The organism is Kitasatospora dryopteridis (genome assembly GCF_050749075.1).
In the GTDB taxonomy this organism is placed as follows: domain Bacteria; phylum Actinomycetota; class Actinomycetes; order Streptomycetales; family Streptomycetaceae; genus Kitasatospora.
This window is the reverse complement of sequence record NZ_CP192749.1, coordinates 1,436,575-1,460,237: the sequence shown is the minus strand read 5'-3', so window position 1 is coordinate 1,460,237 and position 23,663 is coordinate 1,436,575. Positions and strand designations below refer to the sequence as shown.

Below are 23,663 nucleotides of genomic sequence, written 5' to 3'. Positions count from 1 at the left end.
GCGCACAAGGAGTTACCGGCTGCCCGCTGCCGGTCGACCCGTACCGGCCCGGACTTCCCTGGTCCCGGCCCGGCACCCTGCCTCCAAAACAGTCCCGGCCCGTCGGGCGCAGCGTGTGCGCCCGGCGGGCCGGGGGTCGTTCGTGCGATGGACCCGGGCGGGACGTCGTGGGTCGACCGCCCGGGTCCACCGGTCGGGGGCCGGGGTCAGCCGGCGGTCACCGAGGTGTCGTCGATCAGGAAGCTGGTCTGGAGGGAGGAGTCCTCGGTACCGGTGAACTTGATCGTGACGGTCTTGCCCTTGAACGCCGACAGGTCGAGCGTCCGCAGGACGTAGCCGGAGGCGGCGTCGGCGTTCGAGTAGGTGGCCAGGGTGGTCGTGGTGGTGCCGTTGACGACCTGGACCTTGAGGGTGTCGTACGCCGTGGTGCCGGTCTCGGCGGTGGTGATCTTGTTCCAGAAGGTGAGCTTCGGCGCGGTGGCCGTGGCCGGGATGCTGACCGACTGGGAGAGCGTGTCGGTGTGCGCGGTGCCGTAGCCGTCCAGCCAGGCGTAGTACGAGCCGTTGCGCGGCGTCTGGCCGGCGTCGGTCGTGATCACGCCGGTGGACGACGTCCACGAGGCGGTGCCGGACTCGAAGCCCGGGTTGAGCAGCAGGTTGGTGCCCGACGGGGGCGGGGTGGTGCCGCCGCAGGTGGTGGCGGTCGGGGCGACGGAGACCGCGCCCCACGCCTTCTCCACGGCCGCGCACTGGGTGCTGCCGGCGCCGTACAGGTCCTTGGCGGCCTTGATCGTGGCGGTGCGGGCACCCGGGTAGTCGGTGTTGGAGGTCATGTAGACCGACAGGGCGCGGTACCAGATCTTGGTGGACGCGTCGTTGCCGATGCCGGTGACCGAAGAGCCGTCGCAGGTCGGGCTGTTGCCCCACTGGGACTGGCCGGAGCCGGCGGCGAGCAGGTAGAAGAAGTGGTTGCCGACACCGGAGGAGTAGTGCGGGTTCAGGTTCTTGGTGCTGGTGGTCCAGCACTTGACCGACTTGCCGTCCTTGCTCGGGTCGTCCATCCAGCGCAGCGGCGTGCCGTTGCCGTTGATGTCGATCTTCTCGCCGATGAGGTAGTCGGGCGCGTCCGCCGGGCTGTTGGCGTTGAACTCGACCATCGTGCCCATGATGTCGGAGGTGGCCTCGTTGAGGCCGCCCGCGTCGCCGCTGTAGACGAGTCCGGCGGTGGCGGCGGTGACACCGTGGCTCATCTCGTGGCCGGCGACGTCGATCTCGGTGAACGGCTTGGAGCCCACGGCGCCGTCGCCGTAGATCATCGCGAAGCTGGCGTCGTCCCAGCCGGCGTTGCCGTAGTTGGTGCCGTAGTGGACGAAGGAACGGGCGCCGACGCCGTCGTTCTTGATGCCGGTGCGGCCGAGGACGTTCTTGTAGAAGTCCCAGGTGGCCTGGATGCCGTAGTGGGCGTCGACGGCGACCGTGGCGCGGTCGGACAGGGTGTTGTCGCCCCAGGTGTTGTCGGCGTCGTTGAAGGCGACGCCCCAGCCGGCCGGCGGGGAGTCGTTGGTGGCGGTCTGGTTCTGCGCGTCGCGGGTCTCGCCGTTGCCGCGGGCGGAGTCCTTGAGGGTGTAGCTGGTGGCGGAGTTCTGGGTGGTGCTGACGCTCACGTTGCCGACCTGGTACCCCTTGCCGGTACCGGTCGCGGCGACGGCGGCGAGGGCGGCGGGAGCGACCGGGGCGGTGGGGGCCGCCTTGGTCTTCTTCTGCTGCACACCCTCGGGCAGGAACGCCGAGAAGCTGTCCCAGCTCTCGCCCGTGGCACCGGTCTTGGCGTCCACCAGGACGTGGAAGTGGCTGGGGGACTGGTCCGGTGCGGTGCCGTTGACCGTGACCTCCCAGACCAGGCGGGGGGTCGCACCGGTCACGTCCACCTTCAGGGTGGCGGTGCTGCTGCTGCGGGTGCCGCGGAAGAGCTTGGCGGCCTTGGCGATCGCCTGCTGATCGGTGACGGAGGGGGTCACCGAGAGCGAGATCGGGGCGGCCAGGGTCAGGTCGGCGGAGTCGATCCGGCCGTCCGGGGCGGAGTGGACGACGACGTCGCCGCCGCGGACGGGGAGGCCCTGGTAGGTGCGGTCGAAGTGGACGTGGCGGGTGCCGTCCGCGTCGACCTGGACGTTGGTGGCGCGGAACCCGTCGTGGGCGCCGGCCTTCACCGCGTCCGGGTGGGCGGTGACCTGTGCGGTGGCGTCCTGCACGGCCTGGCTGTGGGAGGCCTTGGGCTGGGGGCCGGGAGCGGCCGAGGCGGGGGCGCCCGCGCCGGCGATCACGAGGCTGCTGACCGCGAGGGTGAGCGAGCCGCTCAGAAGGGGTCTCTTCATGGCGCCGAAGCGTGCTGGTTCATATGAATACCAGTCAACGCATGGCAATTCTGTAAAAATTAACAGACTTCAAGTTGACTGTTGATGCCGGCGGCCGCGGAACTGAAGGTTCCCTGTGAACAGGCCCTCCTGCCTGGGAGTTCTCGGTGGGCGAAAGTTCGTCCCCGTCGCCCGCCCGGCCCCCCCTGTGATCCATATCACCGCCGGGGAAGGCGAGGTGAGGCCCCGTCCCGGGGCGTGCCGGGACGGGGCGGAAGGGGTGCGCTCAGACGCCCGCGGCGACCAGGACGCCGTCGGTGGCGAAGCCGAGGAGCAGGCCGACGAGGATCATCCAGGTGGTCAGTTCCTTCATGGCCGCCCGCCGGGCGACGGCCAGCAGCTCGATCACCACGTAGAGGATCGAGCCGGCGGCCAGCCCCAGGAACGCCACGCTGACGGTCTCGTTGGTCACCTGTTGCCCGATCAGCGTGCCGACGAAGGTGGGGCCGCCGCCGATCAGGCCGAGCAGGGCCAGGAAGCCCCAGGAAGGACGCTCGCCGTCGGCCGCCAGCGGGGCGACGATGCCGAAGCCCTCGGTGGCGTTGTGCAGGCCGAATCCGATGACCAGCAGGACGGCGAGCGAGATGTCGCCCGCCGCGGCCGAACTGCCGATGGCCAGGCCCTCGGCGAGGTTGTGCAGGCCGATGCCGACGGCGATCATCAGCGCGAGGCTCGCCGCGTGCGAGCGCTGCCCGGTGGCGAGTTCGGTGGCCGCGGCGGCGCCCGGGCCGTGCGAGAGCGGCGGGGCGGGTGCGCTGCGGCGGGCCACCCAGCGGTCGTAGCGGACGAGCCCGACCAGGCCGACCGCCAGCCCGGCGGCGAGCACCCCGCCGTCCCGCGCGGCGGCCCCCCAGTCGTGGTCGGCCAGGGCGGTGTCGGTCGGTTCCCAGGCCTCGGCGAGGACGTCCCAGAACAGGAACAGCAGGATGCCGATGGCGGTGGCGTTCAGCGCGGCCCGCAGCCGCGGCGCGGGGCTGCGCAGCCGGCCGATCGGCAGGCCGAGGAAGATCGTGAAACCCGCGACGGCGCCGAGCAGGGCGATCTCCGGACCGGACATGGTGGACACCCCTCCCGGGAGAGCGCGGCAGCCGGAGGGCTGCGGCCGGATTGGTTAGGCTTACCTAATGCCTCTCTCCCCAAGCCTGGCCCGCCCGGTGCCGGGCCGCATCTTTGGCCGGGCCGGCCGTGTGCCGGCGGATGGCCGGGCTGCCGTCAGGCGGTGAGGCCGAGCGGGTCCGGCACCGCGTCGAGGAGTTCGGGGCCGTTCGACCGGACGCTGTTCACCGCGGTGGACACCGCCCGGACGGCCAGGTCGCCCTCGGCCGGGGTGTGCAGCAGTCGCCGCAGGTCGGTGGGGTCGGAGTTGCCCGGGTCGAGCCAGTCGGCGAGGTCCTCGAGGGAGATGGCCAGCGGCATCCGGTCGTGGATGCGGCCTGCGCTGTCGGTGGCGTCGGTGGTGATGACGGTTGTCGTGGTCAGCCAGGCGGCCGGGTCGTCGTCCGGGACGGAGCGGTCGCGCCAGAACTCGTACAGGCCGGCCATCAGCATCACCGAACCCGTGCTGAGGTAGTACGGCTGCTTGAAGGCCTTCCGGTCGCCGGAGGCCTCGACCGGCCGCCACTCGAAGTAGCCGTCCGCCGGGATCACGCAGCGGCGCGCGGCGAAGGCCTTGCGGAAGGCCGGCTTCTCGTGGACGGTCTCCGACCTGGCGTTGATCATCCGGGCCCCCGCGGACGGGTCCTTCGCCCAGGAAGGGACCAGGCCCCAGCGCAGCGGGCGCAGCTGCCGCACGACCTCGCCGGTCTCGCGGTCGACGCGCTCCAGCACCGCGGGCACCGGGTTGGTGGGTGCGACGTTCCAGCTCGGGGCGAGGGTCTCGGCCGGGTCCCAGCTCAGCTCGCCGAGCAGGTCGACGAGGTCGGCAGGAGTGGTGGTGGAGACGAAGCGACCGCACATGCCTCCACCCTGCCACGGCTGCTGCCGCAGGGCGGGCAACTCTCCGGACACAACCGGGATGCCCCTCGGCACGCACCCGTGTGCCCTAGGCGGGCCGTTCGCGGACCACGTCCTCGGGGCGTTTGTCGGTGCGCAGGCCTTCGAAGCGCGGGGCGCGCAGGCGGCCGTCGCGGGTCCACTCGGTGAAGGCGATCTTGGCGACCAGCCGGGGGTGGACCCAGTGCACCCGGCGTTCGGTGGTGGGCGGGTCGGCGAAGGGCGGGTCGGGGCGGGCGAGGGCGTCCAGTCGGGCCCGCAATCGGTGCAGCAGGGCGGTGTCGAAACCGGTGCCGACCTTGCCCGCGTAGCGCAGTTCGGTGCCCTCGTAGTGGCCGACGAGCAGTGCCCCGAAGCCGGTGCGCTGTCCGGAGGGTTCGGTGAAGCCGCCGATCACCAGTTCCTGGCCGGCGGTGCAGGGCAGTTTCAGCCAGTCCGAGGAGCGGCGCGGTACGTAGCGGCTGTCGGCGCGTTTGGCGATCAGGCCCTCCCAGCCGCGGGCGCAGGCTTCGGCGAGCGGCACCGGGCCGTCCGCCCGGGCGTGCTCGGTGAAGTACAGCGGGTCGGTGAACTCCAGGGATTCGCACAGCAGTTGCTTGCGGTGGAGGAGGGGGAGCCCGGTGGTGTCGTGTCCCATCAGGGCGGTCAGGTCGAACAGGAAGTAGTAGACCCGGACGCCGGCCGCGGCGGCCCGCACCGGGTCCCGCAGCTGCATCCGGCGCTGCAGGCGGGCGAAGCTGGTGCGGCCCTCGTCGTCGAAGGCGACGATCTCGCCGTCCACGGTGAACCGCGGCACGGGCTGGGCGGCGAGCGCGGCGACCAGTTCCGGGTACCCCCCGGCCATCGGTTTGCCGGTGCGCGAGACCAGGCGGACGGCGGCGCCGTCCCGCTCGGCGACGGCGCGGACGCCGTCCAGTTTGCGTTCCAGCAGCCAGTCGGCGGTGAAGACGCGGCGCTCGCTGGGCGAGGCGAGCATGGGGCGGATCAGCACGTTCTCGCAGGTACCCGGGGGTCGGCCGGGCGAAAACCGTTCCGGTCGTCCTGCCGCTTGGACGGCCCAGTGGGACAGTGGAGTCCGGGGGCGGCCGCTGGAAGGAGCACGCCGATGGACCAGCAACCCATGCCCGGCAGCATGCAGCCCACAGTCCGGCCGGGGGCCGCGGCGGTGCCGGAGGAACCGCACTACCCGATGCACCCGCACTTCCGGCAGAAGCCGAAACTGTCGGTCCGGATGCGGGAGATGTTCCTGGGGGTGAGCACCTCGGCCGTGGTGTTCCTGCTCTCGCTGACCGTCGGCCTGGTGATGGTCGAGGTGCAGGTGGACTCCAACTGGATGACCGCGTTCTGCTCGCTGGTCTGGGCGATCACCTTCTTCGCGATGATCGGCTGGTACATGGGCCACCGCGGCGGCGATCAGCTCCCGGTCGGCCGGGTCCAGGCGGCCTGACCGGCGCCGCGCCACGGGGTACGCGGACCGCGTACCCCGTGGCGTGCGGTGTGCCGTCAGCGGCGTCCCGCGGGGGTCAGCGGGCGCGCCAGACCGTGGTGATGTTGCAGAACTCGCGGATGCCGTGGCCGGAGAGCTCCCGCCCGTAGCCGGAGCGCTTGACGCCGCCGAACGGGAAGGCCGGGTGCGAGGCGGTCATGCCGTTGAAGAACACCCCGCCGGCCTCGATGTCGCGGGCGCAGCGCTCCTGCTCCGCGGCGTCGGTGGTCCACACGTTGGAGCTCAGGCCGAACGGCGTGTCGTTGGCCAGCTCGATCGCCTCGTCCAGGCTGTCCACCCGGTAGACGGTGGCGACCGGGCCGAAGGCCTCCTCGTGGTGGATGCGCATCTTGGGGGTGATGCCGGTCAGCACGGTCGGCAGGTAGTACCAGCCGCCGTCCAGCTCCTCGGGCAGGCCGTCCGGGCGGGCGCCGCCGCACTCGGCGACCGCGCCGGCGGCGACCGCGTCGTCGACCAGCTCCTCGAGGTCGGCCCGGCCCTGGCGGGTGGCCAGCGGGCCGATCTCGGTCTCCTCGACGAGCGGGTCACCGACCTTCAGCGTCCGCATCCGGTCGGTGAACGCGGTGGTGAAGGCGTCGTACACCTCGGCGTGCACGATGAAGCGCTTGGCGGCGATGCAGGACTGCCCGTTGTTCTGGGTGCGGGCGGTGACCGCCCACTGGACGGCGGCGGCCAGGTCGGCGGAGGGCATCACCAGGAACGGGTCGCTGCCGCCGAGTTCCAGCACCGACTTCTTCACCTCGTCGCCGGCGATCGAGCCGACCGAGCGGCCTGCGCCCTCGCTGCCGGTCAGGGTGACGGCCGCGACCCGCGGGTCGCGGACGACGCCCTCGACGGCGGAGGACTCGATCAGCAGGGTCTGGAAACAGCCCTGCGGGAAGCCCGCCTCCAGCAGCACCCGCTCCAGCGCCAGGGCGGTCCGCGGCACGTTCGAGGCGTGCTTGAGCAGGCCGACGTTGCCCGCCATCAGGGCCGGGGCGGCGAACCGCACCACCTGCCAGAGCGGGAAGTTCCACGGCATCACGGCGAGCACCACGCCGATCGGCCGGTAGCGGACGTGCACCGAGCCGGCGCCCGAGTCCGCCACGTCCGCCTCAGCCGGGTGCTCGTCGGCGAGCAGTTCCGGCGCGCGGTCGGCGTACCAGCGCATCGCCTTGGCGCACTTGGCGACCTCGGCGCGGGCCGCGGCGACCGGCTTGCCCATCTCCACGGTCATGGTGCGGGCGAGGTCGTCGCGCTCGGCGTCCAGCAGGTCGGCCGCCCGCCGCAGCAGGGCGGCCCGCTCGTCGAAACCGGTCGTCCGCCAGGAGGCGAAGGCCGCCGTGGCCAGGCCGAGCCGCTGCTCGAGGGCGGCGGCGTCGTACGGGGTGAAGGTCTCGACGGTCTCCCCGGTGGCCGGGTTGACGGTGGCGATGGCCATGGCTTTTCACTCCTCGGTTCGGGCACGCGGGTGCCGGTCGGGCCCCGGTCGGATCAACCCTCCCCCCCGATCGGGGTGGGGCGCTTGCCGCGGCGGCTGCCCGGAGTGCGGGCGGTGCCGCCGCGGCACACTCACCGTGCGGCAGGTCAGTGCGCGGCGAGCGGGTAGTGGTCGGAGAGGTCGGTGTACGTGTAGCTCCTACCCCAGCTGGTGACCGTCCACGGCACACTGTGGAAACGCACGACCTGGTTGGTGTACTGCTGCGGCCGGGCGTGGTCGGCCCGGTACAGCACGTAGTCCAGGTCCTCCTTGGGCTCGCCCGGGTAGCGGTAGGCGGCGATCGAGTTGTCGGCGGTGTCGAAGGAGTACGGCCATCCGGTGCGGGCGGAGGCCGGCGCGAGGTTCCCGTTGTCCAGCAGCGCCTGGTACTCGGAGCCGTGCGAGTCGACGTTGAGGTCGCCGGCGACCACGACGGGCTCGGCGGCCGGGATCTGCTTGGCGTCCAGGAAGGCGCGCATGGCGATGAGCTGCTCGGCCCGGACGGCCGCGGGCTCGCCGCTGGAGCAGCCCGAGTCGGTGGACTGCAGGTGGGTGCCGATCACGTGGGTGCGCAGGCCGTTGACGTTCAGCACGGCGTAGACGAAGCCCTTGTTGGACCACCAGTCGGCGCCGCAGGCGTCCTTGAAGACGTACTGCTCCTTGCGCAGGATCGGCCACTTGCTGAGCAGCGTCACCCCGCCGTCCTCGGGGGTGGTGGAGCTGTAGCTGCCCGAGGTGGCGTCCCAGCCGCTCGTCGAGCGGCCGACCACCGGCGTGTGGTACGGGTACGCGGCCGAGGCCCGGGCGGTGAGCGCGTCGGAGGCGGCGTTGTCGAAGGCCTCCTGGAGGACCACCACGTCGTGGCCCTGGAAGAAGTCCGCCGAGGCGATCGCCTGGGCGCGGTGGTCCTGGCCCCAGTTCGGGTAGAGCGACTTGCTCATCAGGAACACGTTGTACGAGAGGACGTCGAGCGCGGGCGCGGTCAGCGGGGCGCTCTCGGCCGCGGCGCCGGTGATTGCCGCGGCGCTTCCGGCGGCCGCCGCAGGGGTGGCGGCGAGGGTGCCGAGCAGGGCGGCCGCTGCGCAGGCTGCGGCGGCCGTTCCGGGGGCGCGGCGGACGGACGACAGGGGCATCGAAGCTCCGTGAGGGTGTGTCGTGAACCCGTCGAGTTGCGGGATGTTGTGCATCCAACTTCGGCGCCCGCACGGCATGCAAGACATCGGGCGAGCATCCGATGAACTCGTCCGAAACAGTGCTACCGATCGGTAGTCGGATGGCCTGCGGCCGGGGCGGGGCGGGGCGGGGCGCCCGACCCGGCCGCAGGAGGGCCGACCGCTCGTCAGTTCACCCCGCGGGCCGTCCAGAAGTCGCCGCGGGCGAGCACCGAGGTGTCCGTGTTGTCGGTGAAGAAGCCGTCCACGCCCAGGTCGTACAGGCGGCGGGCCCAGCCGATCGCATCGCCGTACGCGTTCGGGTCGGTGCCGCGGCGGAAGTCCACGGGGAGGAAGGAGTTCTCGTTGCGCACCGTCCACGGGTGCAGCACCAGGCCGGCCGCGTGCGCGTCCGCGACCAGCGTGGTGGGCGGCAGGAGCCTGCCCGCCGCGTCCACCGGCGCGATCAGCTGGGTGGTCGGGCCGATGCCCTGCGCGAACGAGGCCAGCCAGCGCAGACCCGCCGGCGTCACCAGGTCCGCGACCGTCCGCCGGTCCCCGGCCAGCACGAAGTCGTACGGCTGCGTGGTCGGCCCGCTCAGCAGCTGCACCCGCGGGTTGCCGACCAGCTTCGCCAGCCGCTGCAGACTGCTCGGCTCGAAGGACTGCAGGATCGCCCGGCCGTTCCGCCCGGCCAGACCGCAGCGGCGCAGCTCGTCCGCCAGCCGCTCCTCCAGCGGCAGTCCGATCGACCGGAAGTAGCTGGGGTGCTTGGTCTCCACGTACAGCCAGACCGGGCGGCCCAGGCTGCGGGAGCGCTTCTCGGCGAACTCCACCACCTCGCGGAAGGTCGGCACCGGCCAGCGGCCGTCGTAGGGCGTGTTGCGCTGGCGCTGCTGCGGCAGACGCTCCTTCGCGCGCAGGGTGCGCAGCTCGGCGAGGGTGAAGTCCTCGGTGAACCAGCCGGTCAGCGGCGTGCCGTCGACCGTCTTCGTCGTCCGGCGGGCGGCGAACTCGGGGTGGTCGGCGACGTCCGTGGTCTCGGCGATGTTGTTCTCGTGGCGGACCACCAGATGGCCGTCCCTGGTCGGGACGAGATCCTGCTCGATGACGTCGGCGCCGAGCTCCAGCGCCAGCTCGTAGCTGCCCAGGGTGTGCTCGGGGCGGTAGCCGCTGGCGCCGCGGTGGGCGACCACCAGCGGGTGCGGCAGGCGGTCCATGGCGGTGCCGGTGCGGACGGGCGGCCGCGTCCCGGCCGCCCGCTGCTCGTCGGCGGCGTACGCGGGTGCTGCCGTGGCCGCCGTACCCAGCGCGGTCGCGCCGAGGCCGGCTGCGCCGGTTGCGCGGAGGAACGTGCGGCGCGAGGAACCTTCACCGATCGGACGCTGCGTCATCTGGCCTCCCTGCCAAAGGGTCCGGTCTCTGCCACGGCACCCTAGGGCGCAGCCGCGCACCGCACGGTGAACCGCGGACGAACCACCGCCCAACCGCCGCCCAACGCCCTTGGCCGGGCCCGGTTCGGGCGTGCTCGTCGAATTCGGGCCACCCTGCGGGCGGCCCCTGCCGTCAGGGGGCGAGGCGACGGCGGCGGGTGGCGAGGAGGGTGACCGGGAGTGCCAGGAGGCCCAGCAGGGTGAGGGTGGTCCCGGCCCCGGTGACCCGGACGAGGGTGCGGACGGAGCCGGCCCCGGGGGCGTCCACCGTGCTGTCGGAGGCCCAGACCACGCGGCCGCGCACGGTGGAGTCGGCGATCGTGCCGTCCGCCACGTCGCCGAAGGAATCCGGAATCTGGGAGTCGATCGAGTCGTCCCGGTTGTCGCCCAGCACGAACAGCCGGTGCGGGCGAACGTGGACGCTGAAGGTCCGTGCCGTGCCCCGGGCATAGGGCTCGTCGATGCGTTCGCCGTTGCGGCGCAGTCCGTTCGCCCCGCAGCAGCCGAGGCTGTCCCCGCCGGTGCCGATGAGCCGCTTCACCTGCAGGCCGGTCGGCGTGCCGGCCGGGTCGACCGGCACGTCCAGCAGCAGGAGATCCCCGCGCCGGACGTCGGCGGCCGACGCCCGTTCGGTGAGGACGACGCCGCCCGGCTCGAGGGTCGGGGCCATGGCCGGGCCGCTCACCGCGCGCAGCTCGTAGCGCGTCGCCAGCACGGTCGCCGCCGGTGCCGCCGCGGCGAGACCCGCCGCCAGCATGCCGGCCGCCACCCACACCGGCGTCCGCCGTCTCCGTGCCACTGCGCTGCTCCCTCTCCCCGCCCGGCTCCGGACGGTGCGCCGGGGCCGCGCCATCCTACGGGCCGTCACCGCAGGTCGGAGCAGGGGAGGCCCCCTTCGGGCGGGCCGGTGGTCGGCCGCGGCCGGGCGGCGCTGCGGGGCCGGTGCGGTGATCCTGGAAGCGCGGGGTTCCGGAGGCCCCGGCGCCCGGAACCCGCGGGCCGGGGTGCGGCGTCCTCCGGGCGGACGGTACCGGTACGGCGGAAGGGCGGCGAGTGACGCGGGGCGAGGGGACGGCAGTACGGAATCGGGTACCGCGGATTCGGGCGCTTCGGGTGCCGGCCCGGAAGACCGGGAGCACCGGGAACGCCGGGAAGGCCCGGCTGCCCCGGCGCCGCGGCACGGTCGTCGCCGCGCTCGCCTGCACCGTTGCGCTGCTGCTGGTCGGCCACCGGCTGGTGCCCAACCGGGTGTGGCGGCTCGGCAGCCTGCTGGAGGCCTTCCTGCCGTGGATCGGCCTCGCCGTTCCCGTCCTGGCGGTCGCGGCGCTGATCAGGTGCTCGCGCACGGCCGCGGTCGCCGTGCTGCTCCCCGCCGTCGCCTGGGCGGCCCTCTTCGGCGGGCGACTGCTCCCCGGCGGCGACGGCCCGTACGACCTGACGGTGGTGCAGCACAACGTCGCGGCGGAGAACACCGATCCGGAGGGCACCGCCGCGAGGCTCGCCGCCACCGGCGCGGACCTGCTGGCCGTCGAGGAGCTGATGGAACCGGCGACCGGGGTGTACGAGCGCGTCCTCGGCGGTGCCTACCCCTACCGGGCGCGCTCCGGAACGGTCGGCCTGTGGTCGCGGTACCCGCTGGCGGACATCCGGCCGGTGGACCTCAAGCCCGCCGACGTGCACGAGTACTGGAAACGCGGGGTACGGGCCACCGCCCGTACCCCGCACGGGGATCTCGCCGTGTACGTGGCGCACCTGCCCTCGGTGCGGATCTCCCCGGCATCCGGCTTCACCTCGGCCCGGCGCGACGAGAGCGCCGGGAAGCTGGCCACCGCGATCGCGGCGGAGCCGCAGCAACGCCTGCTGCTCATGGGGGACTTCAACAGCACCCTGGACGACCGCGGCCTGGCACCGGTCACCTCCCGGTTGACCCCGGCCCGCGCCGGCTTCGACTTCAGCTGGCCGGCCGGCTTCCCGCTGGTCCGGATCGACCACGTGCTGTGCCGCGGCCTCACCCCGGTCGACACCTGGACCCTCGCCGCCACCGGCAGCGACCACCTGCCGGTGGCGGCCCGCATCCGCTTCTGAGCAACCACCGAGGGGCGCGGGGCCTGCGCAGTGCGGGTTCCGAATCGCACGGTTCCCCGCGCCCCTGAAGGGTCGGCCCCTCTTACGCTCCCGCCGCCAGGCGGGAGGACCCGATGTGGCTCATGCCGGCCGGAGCGCCGAGGAGCTTCGGGTGCTTCGCGGCGTCGACGGAACCGGGCCCGTGGACGGTGAGCTCGAAGTCTCGATGCGCCTTGGCGTCCGGAGCCAGCGGCAGGCGGATGCGCCCGTCCCCGACCAGACGCCGTACCGCGGTGCGGCTGAGCCCGAGCCCGAGCATGAGCAGTCGTTCGACGCGGACCGGCGCGGGCAGGTCGAAGCCGACCAGTACCTTGAGCGGCGTCGGGTCGTCGAGTGCGTAGAGGGGCGTACGGGTCTCCAGTGCCCAGGTACCGGTCCAGTCGAGGCGGTATCCGTTCCTGGCGGCGAGCGACGTGCTCATCGTCAGCTCCCGCACCACGGCCGGGTCGTTGTTCTCGTACGCCACCAGACGGGCGGGCTCCAGCGACGAGACGTGGGCGCGTTCGTGGACGGGCACCTTGGAGGTCCGGTCGCACGCCGCACAGCTCAGGAGCAGCCAGACGTCGAGGAGCTTGCCGTTCGCGTTGACGCGGATCTTGCCCGAGGGGCGGTGACGCGTGCCGGAGCAGTCCGGGCAGGGCCGTACGACAGCGGGCAGGGCGGACTGACGCACGGCCCACAGGGCCTTGCGGTCGGTATTCATGGATGTGGTTGCTTTCAGGACTCAGCAGGAGCTCTCGCAGGCCGAGCCGCGGCTCCTGGGACATGACGGTGCACACGAGGGCGCGGGTCGTCGCCTCGGGGCCGAGTGGTCAGGCTCAGAGGACGACCGCGCGACAGGTCGGTCGTTGCTACGTGGCAGCCGTTACATGTACATGTGGGTGATCATGTCGGGGCCGCGACCCGCGGGCAACTCAATTTCCCGAGTGGTCGGGCCGGGCGTAACCAGGCCGGGGGCTGGGCGGTTACGACTCGGAAAGTTCCGTGTAACCGGGGCACAACACTGGGCGGGTCGAATGGCCTACCCGTCGGTGTCCGACCTCCCACCCCGAGGTGCGAACAGATGAAGTTGACCCCCCGTGAGCAGGAGCGCCTGCTCATCCATGTGGCTGCCGATGTCGCCCGCTCGCGGCGGGCCCGCGGGTTGCGGCTCAACCATCCGGAGGCGGTCGCGCTGATCACCTCGCACGTGCTGGAGGGCGCCCGGGACGGCCGCAGCGTCGCCGAGCTGATGGAGTCCGGGCGGCAGGTGCTCACCCGCAAGGACGTGATGGAGGGGATCGCCGAGATGATCCCGGACGTCCAGGTGGAGTGCACCTTCCCCGACGGCACCAAGCTCGTCACCGTCCACGGGCCGATCCAGTGAGTGCGCAGGGGCCCCTGGTGCCGGGCGAAGTCCTGTACGGGGACGGGGAGATCGGGCTCAACGCCGGGCGGCCCGTCACCCGGCTGACCGTGGTGAACGGCGCCGACCGGCCGATCCAGGTCGGCTCGCACTACCACTTCGCCGAGGCCAACCCCGGCCTGGAGTTCGACCGTGCCGCGGCCCGCGGGCAGCGCCTCAACGTCCCGGCCGGCACCGCCGTCCGCTTCGAGCCGGGCATCCCGGCCGAGGTCGGACTCGTCCCGATCGGCGGCCGCCGCGAGGTGCACGGCCTGCGCGGCGAGACCGGAGGAGCCCTCGATGACTGAACGACGCGCCGCCCTGTGGCTGAGCCGAGAGCGCTACGCCGACCTGTACGGGCCCACCACCGGTGACCGCATCCGCCTGGCCGACACCGACCTGCTGATCGAGGTCGAGGAGGACCGCTGCCGCGGCGGCGACGAGGCGGTCTTCGGCGGCGGCAAGGTCATCCGCGAGTCGATGGGGCAGGCCCGGACCAGCCGCGCCGAGGGCGCCCCCGACACGGTGGTCACCGGCGCCGTCGTCCTCGACCACTGGGGTGTCGTCAAGGCCGACGTCGGCATCCGTGACGGCCGGATCACCGCCCTCGGCAAGGCCGGCAACCCGGAGACCATGGACGGTGTCCACCCCGGGCTGGTGATCGGCCCGGAGACCGAGGTGATCTCCGGCAACGGGAAGATCCTCACCGCCGGCGCCATCGACGCCCACGTCCACTTCATCTGCCCCCAACTCGCGGACGAGGCCCTGGCCTCCGGCATCACCACGCTGATCGGCGGTGGTACCGGCCCAGCCGAGGGCACCAAGGCCACCACCATCACCCCCGGCGGTTGGCACCTCGCCCGGATGTTCGCCGCGATGGACGACCTGCCGCTGAACATCGGCCTGCTCGGCAAGGGCAACACCGTCAACACCGCTGCCATGCACGACCAGTTGAGGGCCGGTGCGCTCGGATTCAAGATCCACGAGGACTGGGGCGCCACCCCCGCCGCGATCGACGCCTGCCTCGGTGTCTGCGAGCAGACCGGCGCCCAGCTCGCCATCCACACCGACACCCTGAACGAGGCCGGGTTCGTCGCCGACACCCTCGCCGCGATCGCCGGGCGCGGCATCCACGCCTACCACACCGAGGGCGCCGGCGGCGGCCACGCCCCCGACATCATCACCGTTGTCTCCCAGCCCAACGTGCTGCCCAGCTCCACCAATCCGACCCGCCCGCACACCGTCAACACCGTCGACGAGCACCTCGACATGCTGATGGTCTGCCACCACCTCAGCCCGCACGTCCCCGAGGACCTGGCCTTCGCCGAGTCCCGCATCCGGCCGTCCACCATCGCCGCCGAGGACGTCCTGCACGACCTGGGCGCCATCTCGATCATCAGCTCGGACTCCCAGGCCATGGGCCGGATCGGCGAGGTCGTCCTGCGGACCTGGCAGACCGCCCACGTCATGAAGATGCGCCGCGGCGCCCTGCCCGGCGACGGCCGCGCCGACAACCACCGGGCCCGCCGCTACGTCGCCAAGTACACGATCAACCCGGCCGCGGCGCAGGGCGTCGACCACGAGATCGGCTCCGTCGAACCCGGCAAGCTCGCCGACCTGGTGCTCTGGACCCCGGCCTTCTTCGGCGTCAAACCCGACCTGGTGATCAAGGGCGGCCAGATCGCCTGGGCCCAGATGGGTGACGCCAACGCCTCCATCCCCACCCCGCAACCCGTGCTGCCCCGGCCGCAGTTCGGCGCCACCGGCCGCGCCCCCGCCGCCAACTCCCTCAACTTCACCGCCCCAGCGGCGATCGACGACCGCCTGCCCGAACGCCTCGGCGAACAGCTCGGCGTCCGCAAGCAGTTCACCGCCATCCGCTCCACCCGAGGCGTCACCAAGGACGACATGGTGAACAACACCGCCCGCCCCGACGTCCGGGTCGACCCCGACACCTTCACCGTCACCATCGACGGCGAGACCGTCACCCCCGCTCCCGCCACCGAACTCCCGCTCGCCCAGCGGTACTTCCTCTTCTGAGGACGCCCAGGTGCACACCGCCCTGCTGCTCCTCGCCGACGGCCGCTTCCCGGCCGGCGGCCACGCCCACTCCGGTGGCGCCGAGGCCGCGGTCAAGGCCGGCCGGATCCACGACACCGACACCCTCGCCGCCTTCCTCACCGGACGGCTGCACACCACCGGCCTCACCGCCGCCGCACTGGCCGCGGCCGCCGCCGCTCCCGACGCCGACCTCGCCGCCCTCGACGAGGCCGCCGACGCCCGCACCCCCTCGCCCGCCCAGCGCACCACCAGCCGCCGCCTCGGCCGCCAACTCCTGCGCGCAGCCCGCGCCGCCTGGCCGCACCCCGTCCTCGACCGCCTGCACACCGCCCACCCCCGCGGCGCCCACCAGCCCGTCGCACTGGGCACCACCGCCCTCGCCGCCGGCCTCACCCCCGCCGAGGCGGCCGCCCTCGCCGCGTACGAGAGCGTCAACGGCCCCGCCACCGCCTGTGTCCGGCTGCTCGGCCTCGACCCCTACCAGGTCGCCGCCGTGCTCGCCCGGCTCGCCCCCGACCTCGACACCACGGCCGCCGAAGCGGCGGCCGCCGCCGCCCGCGGCACCCTGCCCGCCGCCTCCGCCCCGCTGCTCGACCTCTACGCCGAGCAGCACAGCTCCTGGAAGGTGCGTCTCTTTGCATCGTGACCACGTCGACCCCCACGACGCCCCCGCCCGCCACAGCTGGACCGAGCAGACCCGCACGCGCCACCGCCGGGCCCTGCGGATCGGCCTCGGCGGCCCCGTCGGCTCCGGCAAGACCGCCACCGTCGCCGCCCTCTGCCGGGCCCTGCGCGACGAGGTCTCGCTCGCCGTCGTCACCAACGACATCTACACCACCGAGGACGCCGAGTTCCTGCTGCGCAACGCCGTCCTGCCGCCCGAGCGGATCACCGCCGTCGAGACCGGCTGCTGCCCGCACACCGCCATCCGGGACGACATCTCGGCCAACCTGGAGGCCGTCGAGGAACTCGAGGAGAGCGTCGGCCCGCTCGACCTGGTGCTCGTCGAGTCCGGCGGCGACAACCTCACCGCCACCTTCAGCCGCGGCCTCGTCGACCACCAGATCTTCGTCATCGACGTCTCCGGCGGCGACAAGATCCCCCGCAAGGGCGGCCCCGGCGTCTCCACCTCCGACCTGCTCGTCGTCAACAAGACCGACCTCGCCCCGCTGGTCGGCGCCGACCTCGCCGTGATGGCCCGCGACGCCAAGGCGCAGCGCGGCGACCTGCCCACCGTCTTCACCGCCCTCACCGCGCCCGACGGCATCGCCCCGGTCGCCGCCTGGGTCCGCGCACGGCTCGCCGCCCGGTGACGGCCCCGCACCACACCGCCGCCGTCCGGGCCGCCGCACGGATCACCGCGGCACCCGACGGGCGGGGCGGCACCGCCCTGCCCGTCCTCGCCGGGGCCGGCCCGCTCGCCCTGCGCCGCACCCGCGGCGCCCCCGGCACCGCGCACGTCTGCGTGATCGGCTCGATGGCCGCCCCGCTCGGCGGCGACCGCCTCGCCCTGCACGCCGAAGTACTGCCCGGCGCCGCCCTCACCGTCACCAGCGCCGCCGCCACCGTCAGCCTCCCCGGGCCCGACCCCGCCCCCGCCCACTACGACCTGCAGCTGACCATCGGCGAGGACGCCGAACTCGACTGGCGGCCCGAACCGGTCGTCGCCGCCGCCGGCAGCCACCTCCTGCTCACCACCGTGATCACCCTCGCCGCCGGCGCCCGCCTGCGCTACCGGGAGGAACAGGTCCTCGGCCGCCGCCACGACTGGGCCCGCGGCGCAGCCCCCGGCCGGCTCACCGCCCGGCTCACCGTCCGCCGCGCCGGCCGCACCCTGCTCGACCAGCAGACCGACCTCGGCCCCGGCGCCCCCGGCTGGGACGGCCCCGCCGTCCTCGGCCCGCACCGCACCTGCGGACAGCTGCTCACCGTCGGACACCCCGCCCCCGCCCCGCCTCCCGCGGACACCGACGCCGCCCTGCTCGCCCTGCCCGGCGAGGCCGGCGACCCGCCCGCCGTCCTGCTCACCGCACTCGCCCCCGACGCCCTCGCACTGCGCCGCCTGCTCGGCTGACGAGCGAGGGCGTCACCGGCGAGAAGCTCCCGCCGGGCCGTCACATTCGCGCCGCCCCGAACGTCATTCAGGTGGAAGCGCGTACGGAGGAGGAAGGGCACCGATGGACGGGAACGACTGGCTGGCGGAACAGTTCGAGGGCCACCGCGCCCACCTGCGGGCAGTGGCGTACCGGATGCTCGGCTCGCTCGGCGAGGCCGAGGACGCGGTGCAGGAGGCCTGGCTGCGGCTCAGCCGCACCGACACCGCCGCCGTCGAGAACCTGGGCGGCTGGCTGACCACCGTGGTCGGCCGGGTCTGCCTCGACATGCTGCGCTCGCGCCGCGCCCGCCGGGAGGAGCCGGTGGGGGAGCGGCTGCCCGACCCGGTGGTGTCGCCCGCCGACGGCACCGACCCCGAGCAGCAGGCACTGCTCGCCGACTCGGTCGGGCTCGCCCTGCTGGTGGTGCTGGAGACGCTGGCCCCGGCGGAGCGGCTCGCGTTCGTGCTGCACGACATGTTCGGCCTGCCCTTCGACGAGATCGCGCCGATCGTGGACCGCACCCCGGCCGCCGCCCGGCAGCTGGCCAGCCGGGCCCGCAGGCGCGTCCAGGGGGCCTCGCCGGTGCCGGACCGGGACCCGGCCCGCCGCCGGCAGGTCGTCGACGCCTTCCTCGCGGCCTCCCGCGGCGGTGACTTCGAGGCGCTGGTGGCCGTGCTGCACCCCGAGGTGGTGCTGCGGGCGGACGACGGCCCGGCCGCCCCGCTCGTGGTGGTGCGCGGGGCCGAGGCGGTGGCCTCGCAGGCCTTCCGCTTCCGGCACCTGGCGCCGTTCGCCCGGCCGGCGCTGGTCAACGGCGGCGCCGGCACGGTGACCGTGGTCGAGGGCAGGCCCGTCTCGGTCATGGACTTCATCGTCGCGGACGGCCTGATCGTCGCGATCGACATCCTCGCCGACCCGGACCGCCTGGCCCGCCTCGACCTCGCCCTCCTGGAGGACTGAACCGGCCCGGCATGCGGCGAGCCCCGCCCGGCAGTGCGCCGGGCGGGGCTCGTCGGTGTACGGGGGAGCGGCGGGTTCAGCTCGCGTCGGCCGCGCGGCCGCGGCGGTCGAGGGAGGCGAGGTAGGCGTTGTAGGCGGCCAGCTCGGCGTCGCCGTCGCGGTCGGCGGCGCGGTCGCGGCGGCGGGCCTGCCGCTCCTCGGAGCGGGCCCACTGCAGGGTGAGGGCGATCAGCACGATCGCGGTCGGGATCTCGCCGAACGCCCAGGTGATGCCGCCGGCCAGCTTCTGGTCCTCGAGCAGGCGGGTGCCGGGCGGGGCGCCGGCCGCGGTGAAGGTCGACACCAGCGGGTGCGTCGCCATCATCACGGCGACGCCGAAGAAGGCGTGGAAGGGCATCCCCACGAACAGCTCCAGGATGCGCATCACGTAGCCGGGCCGGTGCGGGCCCGGGTCGACGCCCATGATCGGCCAGAAGAACAGCATGCCGACCGCCAGGAAGTGCACCATCATCGCGATGTGCCCGAGGCGGTACTCCATCAGGAAGTCGAACAGCGGGGTGAAGTACAGCGCGTACAGGCTGGCGATGAACAGCGGGATGGTGCAGCCCGGGTGCGAGACGACCCGGATGTACCGGCTGTGCAGCAGGGCCACCAGCAGTTCGCGCGGGCCGCGGCCGTTGCCCTTGCCGGCCGGCCGCAGGGCCCGCAGGGCGAGGGTGATGGGGGCGCCGAGCAGCAGCAGGATGGGGGAGAGCATGGACAGCACCATGTGCTGGATCATGTGGGCGCTGAACAGCACCATGCCGTAGTCGTTCAGCCGGGTGCAGGTGACCAGGAGCACGGTGCCGATGCCCGCGGCCCAGGCGACCAGGCGGCCGACCGGCCACTTGTCACCGCGGCGCCAGAGCCGGACGGCGGCCGCGGTGTACAGGCCGAGGGCCAGCAGAGCGCCGATCAGGAACGGCCAGTCCGGCGACCAGCCCAGTGCCGCGGACGGGCTGTACGGGCCGAGTGTCCCCATCCCCCCGTGGTGGTGCATCCCTGCGGTGCCGTCGCCCATCGGCGTGTCCTGCCTTCGCTGGTGCCGGCCGCGCCCGCCGCGGGCCGGTCCGGTTCGTCCGTTTTGCTTCCGGCCAAGAGTAGGCCGCACTTACGCGGCCGCAGCACCCGACCCCCGGGCCCCGGCCCCGGGCGCGCCGGAACAGGCTGTGGCTGCTGCCCTCCGTCAGCACCGTCTGCGTCGCCGTCCCGTACGCGCTGATCAACTACGGCGGGCAGCGGATCAGCTCCGGCTTCGCCTCGGTGCTCTTCGCCTCGGTGACCGTCCTCCTGGTGGCCTTCTCCCGGCTGATCTCCAGGATCACCGTGCTCGCCCGGCAGTGGGTGGGCATCGCCGCCGGCCTGGTCTGCCTCACCGTCCTCGTCCAGCAGACCTGCGGCGGGCTCGGCGCCCGCGACCTGCTCGCGCCCGCTGCCGTCCTCGCCGCCGCGGTGCTGCACGCCCTCACCTGCGCCGTGCCGGCCCGGCACGCGGCCGACATCCACGTCCTCACCGTCGAGGTGCTGCCGATCGGCATCGGCGGGGCGCTCCTGCTCGGCCTCGGCGTGGCCGCCGGCATGCTCGGCGCCTCCACCCTCACCAGGACCGGGCGCACCGGACCCGACCGGACCAGGACCGGGCGCACCGGACCCGACCGGCCGGCGAAGGGCGGGGGCGGCCGGGTGCGTGCCCGCCCCGTCGACTGACGGCCGCTCCTGCCCGGCGCCCTATCGGCCGGTGCTGCCGGCCGCCGGGACGAGGGTGTTCTCGCCGGTGTGCCCGGCCGCGAAGTCCTCGACGTTGCGGACGGTCGCGGCGATGATCTGGCCGACCGCGGTGTGCGTGAAGTACGCCTGGTGGGACGTCACCAGGACGTGCGGGAAGGTCATCAGCCGGGCCAGCACGTCGTCGGTCACCCCGTGCACGGACCGGTCGGTGAAGAACACCCCGGTCTCCTCCTCGTACACGTCGAGCCCCACGCCGGAGAGCCGGCCGGCCCGCAGGGTCTCCACCAGGGCGGCGCTGTCGACCAGGCCGCCGCGGCTGGAGTTGACCAGGATCGCGTCGTCCTTCATCCGGGCGAGGGCCTCCGCGTCGATCAGGTGCCGGGTGTCCGGCAGCAGCGGGACGTGCAGGCTCACCAGGTCGCTGCGGGCCAGCAGTTCGTCCTTGTCCACGTACGACATGCCGAGCTCCAGGCAGGCCGGGCTGGGTGCGATGTCCCAGCCGAGCAGCTCGGTGCCGAAGCCGTGCGCGATCCGGGCGAAGCACTCGCCGATCTTGCCGGTGCCGACCACGCCGACCGTCATCCCGTGGACGTCGCGGCCGAGCAGGCCGTCCAGCCGGAAGTCGAACTCCCGGGTGCGGGTCGCCGCGCGCAGCAGCCGCCGGTTCACCGCCAGGGCCAGCGCCCAGGCGTGCTCGGCCACCGCGTACGGCGAGTAGTACGAGACCCGGGCGACGGTGAGGCCGAGTTCGCGGGCGGCCGACAGGTCGATGTTGTTGAAGCCGGTGGAGCGCTGGGTGATCAGCTTGGTGCCGCCGGCCGCCAGCCGGGCCAGCACCTCGCCGTCCAGGACGTCGTTGACGCTGCTGCTGACCACCGGGAACCCGTCGGCGAGCGGTGCGGTGTCCCGGGTGAGGAAGACGTCCAGCATGCGCAGCGGGTGCCTGCCCTCGAACGCGGCGCTCAGCAGCGGCCGTTCGTCGGTCTGCACGCCGTAGGCGAGGATCTCCATCGGGCTGTCCCTCCAGCTCGCGGGTGGCGGCCGTCCCTTCGGCCGCCCTCCCAACCTATGGTGTGCCGCCGGGCCCGGCCATGGGCCGATTGCCCCCAATGGGTGTACCGACAGGGGCGCGGGGACTGCGCAGTCCGGGTCGGGGTGGTCTGTACGACGGCCCGCATCCGAACTGCGCAGTTCTCCACCGGCCTTCGGCCGGGAGGCGCCCCCCCGCGCGCCCCTGGGGACGACCCGTCAGCTGCGGCTGCCGGCCCGCCGCGGCCAGGGCTGCGCCGTCGGCGCCGACCGTGAGCAGTGCGGTCAGCAGGACGGTCGGGCCGAGCTCCATCGCGGTGTTGAGGACGCCGCCGGCCAGGCCGATCTGCTCCTCCGGGACGCCGTCGGTGGCGAGCACCGCGGCTCCGGCGAAGGCGAGCGCGGCGCCGAAGGGCAGCAGCACCAAGCCCGGGACGAGCGGCAGGTAGGTGCTCCCCGCGTCGAGGTGGGCCAGGGCGAGCAGGCCGGCCGCGCCGGTGGCCAGGCCGGCCGCGGTGACCGCCTTGGGCCCGAACCGGCCGACCAGCGGGCCGGCCACCCGTCCGCCGACCAGGAGGGCCGCGGCGTAGGGGAGGAAGGCGCCGGAGGTGGCGAGCGGGGTCCAGCCGAGGTCCTGCTGGAGGTGCAGGGTCAGCAGCAGGAAGAGGGTGGCGGTGCCGCCGGCGCTGAGCATGGTGGCGGCGAGGCCGAGCAGGCGGCGTCCGCCGTGGAGGAAGCCGAGCGGCAGCAGGGGCTGGGCGGCGCGCCGCTCGCGGAGCACGAAGGCGGCGAGCAGCAGGACGCCGAGGGCGAGCGGCAGGGCCCAGCCGCCGGTCTCGGTGAGGACGAGGCCGTAGCTGACCAGGACGGTGCCGGCGGTGGCGAGGACGGCGCCGGGCAGGTCGAGTGCGGGGCGCTGCTCGCGCGGCCGGTCGGCGGGCAGCAGCCGGGGGGCGAGGGCGAGCACGGTGGCGGCGACGATCACCGGGACGGCGAACATCCAGCGCCAGGACAGCCAGCTGGCGACCGCACCGGAGGCGAGGTTGCCGGTGGTGGCACCGAGAACGGAGAGCCCGCCCCAGGTGGCCATCGCCCTGCCGTACGCCTCCGGACCGGGCAGCAGCGCCTTGAGCACGGCCATGCCGGCGGGGGCGGCCAGGGCCGCGGCCGCACCCTGGACGAAGCGGAGCAGCAGCAGGGCGGTGTAGCCGGGGGCGATCGGGGCGGCGGCCGAGGCCAGGCCGAGGACGACCAGGCCGACGGTGAGGATGCGGCGGCCGCCGTAGCGGTCGGTGAGCCGCCCGCCGAGCAGCAGCAGTGCGGCGAAGGAGAGGCCGTAGGCGGCGTTCAGCAGGACGAGCCGGCTGTGGTCGGCGCCGAACTCGCGGCCGATGTCGGGCAGCGGCACGGAGATCGCCATCAGTGTGAAGATCAGTGTCGCCTGGACGGTGCCGAGCAGTGCGAAGCCCGGGCCGGTGCGCGGTCCGGATGCGGCGGTGGACGCCGCGGTGGTGGTGGTCGATGCCATGGTCTCCCCCTCTTAGTGAACCATTCGTTCCAGTATGAGGCCGTGCGACGGCCGCGCGATGCGGCCGATGGAGCGGTGGAGCGGTGGAGCGGTGGAGCGGTGGAGCGGGTATTGCCGGTGGAGCGGTGGTGCGCCCGGGCTCAGTCCAGCAGGGACAGGGCGAGCCGGGCCGCATCGGTGATCCGCTGCGGGTCCTCGCCGGCCTTGCCGACCACCCGCATGCCCTGCATCACGGTGAGCAGCAGCCGGGCGATCGCCCGCGGGTCCTTCTCCGGCGCCAGTTCGCCCTGGGCCTGTGCCCGGGCCAGCGCGCCGGCGGTGAGCGTCTCCAGGGTGTCCCAGCTGGCCCGGACCCTGCGGGCGGCCTCCGGGTCGTGGGCGGCGAGTTCGGTGGCGGTGTTGGTGATCAGGCAGCCGCGGTGCCGCTGCTCGCGCACCGCCTCGTCGGCGAAGCGCTGCAGCACGGCACGGACCGTGGGCAGGGCCGCGCCGGGCTGCGAGAGCTCGGAGAGCAGCTTGGCGTCGGTGTTCTCGCGGTACCGGTCGAGCGCCTTCAGGAACAGTTCGTGCTTGCCCCCGAAGGTGGCGTACAGGCTGGCGCGGCCGATGCCCAGGCGCTCGGTGAGGTCGGCCATCGAGGTCGCCTCGTACCCGCGCTCCCAGAACAGCTCCAGCGCCGACTGCAGCGCCGCGTCCGGATCGAACTCCTTGGTCCTTGCCATGGGAAGACCATAGCGCTATCTGGATCGATCGGTCAA

The 23,663-nt window shown here is 73.6% G+C and carries 23 protein-coding genes; 10 read left to right on the top strand and 13 right to left on the bottom strand.

The annotated features are described in order from the left end of the window. Window positions 1-206 precede the first annotated feature (206 nt). The 4 genes from ACQ614_RS06600 to ligD all read right to left on the bottom strand — a co-directional run bounded on the left by ACQ614_RS06600 (window position 207) and on the right by ligD (window position 5,397). Complete coding sequence (locus ACQ614_RS06600) at window positions 207-2,375, bottom strand: M4 family metallopeptidase (RefSeq protein ID WP_431677370.1); 2,169 nt, start codon at window positions 2,373-2,375, stop codon at window positions 207-209. Window positions 2,376-2,640: 265 nt separating this feature from the next. Next, entirely contained in the window at window positions 2,641-3,471 is an 831-nt protein-coding gene (locus ACQ614_RS06595) for a ZIP family metal transporter (protein WP_363491940.1), read from the bottom strand. 155 nt (window positions 3,472-3,626) lie between these two features. Continuing rightward, on the bottom strand, window positions 3,627-4,370 hold the full coding sequence (locus ACQ614_RS06590) for an SOS response-associated peptidase (protein ID WP_431677367.1): 744 nt from the start codon (window positions 4,368-4,370) through the stop codon (window positions 3,627-3,629). 85 nt (window positions 4,371-4,455) lie between these two features. Continuing rightward, entirely contained in the window at window positions 4,456-5,397 is a 942-nt protein-coding gene (ligD, locus tag ACQ614_RS06585; protein WP_431677365.1) for a non-homologous end-joining DNA ligase, read from the bottom strand. A 114-nt stretch (window positions 5,398-5,511) separates the two neighbouring features. On the opposite strand from ligD, the gene ACQ614_RS06580 reads away from it, so the two are divergent. Continuing rightward, complete coding sequence (locus ACQ614_RS06580; RefSeq protein ID WP_431677364.1) at window positions 5,512-5,853, top strand: hypothetical protein; 342 nt, start codon at window positions 5,512-5,514, stop codon at window positions 5,851-5,853. 76 nt (window positions 5,854-5,929) lie between these two features. On the opposite strand, the gene ACQ614_RS06575 is transcribed toward ACQ614_RS06580, so the two are convergent. The 4 genes from ACQ614_RS06575 to lepB all read right to left on the bottom strand — a co-directional run bounded on the left by ACQ614_RS06575 (window position 5,930) and on the right by lepB (window position 10,755). Then, window positions 5,930-7,333, bottom strand: coding sequence for an NADP-dependent succinic semialdehyde dehydrogenase (locus ACQ614_RS06575; protein WP_431677362.1), 1,404 nt, complete (start codon window positions 7,331-7,333; stop codon window positions 5,930-5,932). 146 nt (window positions 7,334-7,479) lie between these two features. Beyond that, window positions 7,480-8,505: a sphingomyelin phosphodiesterase gene (gene sph / locus ACQ614_RS06570; RefSeq protein ID WP_431677360.1), complete on the bottom strand. Its 1,026-nt coding sequence runs from the start codon at window positions 8,503-8,505 to the stop codon at window positions 7,480-7,482. Between the two features lie 206 nt (window positions 8,506-8,711). Next, entirely contained in the window at window positions 8,712-9,917 is a 1,206-nt protein-coding gene (locus ACQ614_RS06565) for a glycerophosphodiester phosphodiesterase (RefSeq protein WP_431677358.1), read from the bottom strand. 172 nt (window positions 9,918-10,089) lie between these two features. After that, the gene (lepB, locus tag ACQ614_RS06560; protein ID WP_431677356.1) at window positions 10,090-10,755 is read right to left on the bottom strand and encodes a signal peptidase I; all 666 of its coding nucleotides are present in this window, start codon (window positions 10,753-10,755) and stop codon (window positions 10,090-10,092) included. A gap of 362 nt (window positions 10,756-11,117) precedes the next feature. Here lepB and ACQ614_RS06555 point away from each other — a divergent pair, with 362 nt between their 5' ends. After that, window positions 11,118-12,041 carry an endonuclease/exonuclease/phosphatase family protein gene (locus ACQ614_RS06555; protein ID WP_431683836.1) on the top strand — a complete coding sequence of 308 codons (924 nt, stop codon included), beginning with the start codon at window positions 11,118-11,120 and terminating at the stop codon, window positions 12,039-12,041. Window positions 12,042-12,123: 82 nt separating this feature from the next. On the opposite strand, the gene ACQ614_RS06550 is transcribed toward ACQ614_RS06555, so the two are convergent. Beyond that, complete coding sequence (locus ACQ614_RS06550; protein WP_431677354.1) at window positions 12,124-12,783, bottom strand: DUF1062 domain-containing protein; 660 nt, start codon at window positions 12,781-12,783, stop codon at window positions 12,124-12,126. Window positions 12,784-13,143: 360 nt separating this feature from the next. Here ACQ614_RS06550 and ACQ614_RS06545 point away from each other — a divergent pair, with 360 nt between their 5' ends. The 7 genes from ACQ614_RS06545 (at window position 13,144) to sigJ (ending at window position 18,581) form a co-directional block, all read left to right on the top strand. Then, window positions 13,144-13,446 carry an urease subunit gamma gene (locus ACQ614_RS06545; protein ID WP_431677352.1) on the top strand — a complete coding sequence of 101 codons (303 nt, stop codon included), beginning with the start codon at window positions 13,144-13,146 and terminating at the stop codon, window positions 13,444-13,446. Window positions 13,447-13,460: 14 nt separating this feature from the next. Next, window positions 13,461-13,772 carry an urease subunit beta gene (locus ACQ614_RS06540; protein WP_431683835.1) on the top strand — a complete coding sequence of 104 codons (312 nt, stop codon included), beginning with the start codon at window positions 13,461-13,463 and terminating at the stop codon, window positions 13,770-13,772. After that, window positions 13,765-15,504, top strand: coding sequence for an urease subunit alpha (locus ACQ614_RS06535; protein ID WP_431677350.1), 1,740 nt, complete (start codon window positions 13,765-13,767; stop codon window positions 15,502-15,504). Before ACQ614_RS06540 ends, ACQ614_RS06535 begins: the two co-directional genes overlap by 8 nt. Before the next feature lie 10 nt (window positions 15,505-15,514). Beyond that, entirely contained in the window at window positions 15,515-16,171 is a 657-nt protein-coding gene (locus ACQ614_RS06530) for an urease accessory protein UreF (protein ID WP_431677348.1), read from the top strand. Beyond that, complete coding sequence (gene ureG, locus ACQ614_RS06525) at window positions 16,161-16,838, top strand: urease accessory protein UreG (RefSeq protein WP_431677346.1); 678 nt, start codon at window positions 16,161-16,163, stop codon at window positions 16,836-16,838. Before ACQ614_RS06530 ends, ureG begins: the two co-directional genes overlap by 11 nt. Next, entirely contained in the window at window positions 16,835-17,599 is a 765-nt protein-coding gene (locus ACQ614_RS06520; RefSeq protein ID WP_431677344.1) for an urease accessory protein UreD, read from the top strand. The genes ureG and ACQ614_RS06520 overlap by 4 nt, the downstream gene beginning before the upstream one ends. Before the next feature lie 103 nt (window positions 17,600-17,702). Further along, window positions 17,703-18,581, top strand: coding sequence for an RNA polymerase sigma factor SigJ (gene sigJ / locus ACQ614_RS06515; RefSeq protein WP_431677342.1), 879 nt, complete (start codon window positions 17,703-17,705; stop codon window positions 18,579-18,581). A gap of 76 nt (window positions 18,582-18,657) precedes the next feature. Here sigJ and ACQ614_RS06510 read toward each other — a convergent pair whose 3' ends face one another. Then, on the bottom strand, window positions 18,658-19,620 hold the full coding sequence (locus ACQ614_RS06510; protein ID WP_431683834.1) for a cytochrome c oxidase assembly protein: 963 nt from the start codon (window positions 19,618-19,620) through the stop codon (window positions 18,658-18,660). Window positions 19,621-19,787: 167 nt separating this feature from the next. Here ACQ614_RS06510 and ACQ614_RS06505 point away from each other — a divergent pair, with 167 nt between their 5' ends. Then, entirely contained in the window at window positions 19,788-20,327 is a 540-nt protein-coding gene (locus tag ACQ614_RS06505; protein WP_431683833.1) for a DMT family transporter, read from the top strand. 21 nt (window positions 20,328-20,348) lie between these two features. Here ACQ614_RS06505 and ACQ614_RS06500 read toward each other — a convergent pair whose 3' ends face one another. From ACQ614_RS06500 to ACQ614_RS06490, 3 genes are all read right to left on the bottom strand, one after another. Continuing rightward, complete coding sequence (locus ACQ614_RS06500; RefSeq protein WP_431677340.1) at window positions 20,349-21,359, bottom strand: 2-hydroxyacid dehydrogenase; 1,011 nt, start codon at window positions 21,357-21,359, stop codon at window positions 20,349-20,351. Between the two features lie 55 nt (window positions 21,360-21,414). Next, entirely contained in the window at window positions 21,415-22,905 is a 1,491-nt protein-coding gene (locus tag ACQ614_RS06495) for an MFS transporter (protein ID WP_431677338.1), read from the bottom strand. Window positions 22,906-23,045: 140 nt separating this feature from the next. Then, window positions 23,046-23,627 (bottom strand): TetR/AcrR family transcriptional regulator, encoded by a 582-nt coding sequence (locus tag ACQ614_RS06490; protein WP_431677337.1) that lies wholly within the window; start codon window positions 23,625-23,627, stop codon window positions 23,046-23,048. Window positions 23,628-23,663: the final 36 nt, after the last annotated feature.

Excerpts from the sequence above, each read along its gene's own strand:
- ACQ614_RS06600 (WP_431677370.1), bottom strand. The coding sequence starts at position 2,375 with ATGAAGAGACCCCTTCTGAGCGGCTCGCTCACCCTCGCGGTCAGCAGC.
- ACQ614_RS06595 (WP_363491940.1), bottom strand. The coding sequence starts at position 3,471 with ATGTCCGGTCCGGAGATCGCCCTGCTCGGCGCCGTCGCGGGTTTCACG.
- ACQ614_RS06590 (WP_431677367.1), bottom strand. The coding sequence starts at position 4,370 with ATGTGCGGTCGCTTCGTCTCCACCACCACTCCTGCCGACCTCGTCGAC.
- ACQ614_RS06580 (WP_431677364.1), top strand. The coding sequence starts at position 5,512 with ATGGACCAGCAACCCATGCCCGGCAGCATGCAGCCCACAGTCCGGCCG.
- ACQ614_RS06575 (WP_431677362.1), bottom strand. The coding sequence starts at position 7,333 with ATGGCCATCGCCACCGTCAACCCGGCCACCGGGGAGACCGTCGAGACC.
- sph (WP_431677360.1), bottom strand. The coding sequence starts at position 8,505 with ATGCCCCTGTCGTCCGTCCGCCGCGCCCCCGGAACGGCCGCCGCAGCC.
- ACQ614_RS06565 (WP_431677358.1), bottom strand. The coding sequence starts at position 9,917 with ATGACGCAGCGTCCGATCGGTGAAGGTTCCTCGCGCCGCACGTTCCTC.
- ACQ614_RS06550 (WP_431677354.1), bottom strand. The coding sequence starts at position 12,783 with ATGAATACCGACCGCAAGGCCCTGTGGGCCGTGCGTCAGTCCGCCCTG.
- ACQ614_RS06545 (WP_431677352.1), top strand. The coding sequence starts at position 13,144 with ATGAAGTTGACCCCCCGTGAGCAGGAGCGCCTGCTCATCCATGTGGCT.
- ACQ614_RS06535 (WP_431677350.1), top strand. The coding sequence starts at position 13,765 with ATGACTGAACGACGCGCCGCCCTGTGGCTGAGCCGAGAGCGCTACGCC.
- sigJ (WP_431677342.1), top strand. The coding sequence starts at position 17,703 with ATGGACGGGAACGACTGGCTGGCGGAACAGTTCGAGGGCCACCGCGCC.
- ACQ614_RS06510 (WP_431683834.1), bottom strand. The coding sequence starts at position 19,620 with ATGCACCACCACGGGGGGATGGGGACACTCGGCCCGTACAGCCCGTCC.
- ACQ614_RS06500 (WP_431677340.1), bottom strand. The coding sequence starts at position 21,359 with ATGGAGATCCTCGCCTACGGCGTGCAGACCGACGAACGGCCGCTGCTG.
- ACQ614_RS06495 (WP_431677338.1), bottom strand. The coding sequence starts at position 22,905 with ATGGCATCGACCACCACCACCGCGGCGTCCACCGCCGCATCCGGACCG.
- ACQ614_RS06490 (WP_431677337.1), bottom strand. The coding sequence starts at position 23,627 with ATGGCAAGGACCAAGGAGTTCGATCCGGACGCGGCGCTGCAGTCGGCG.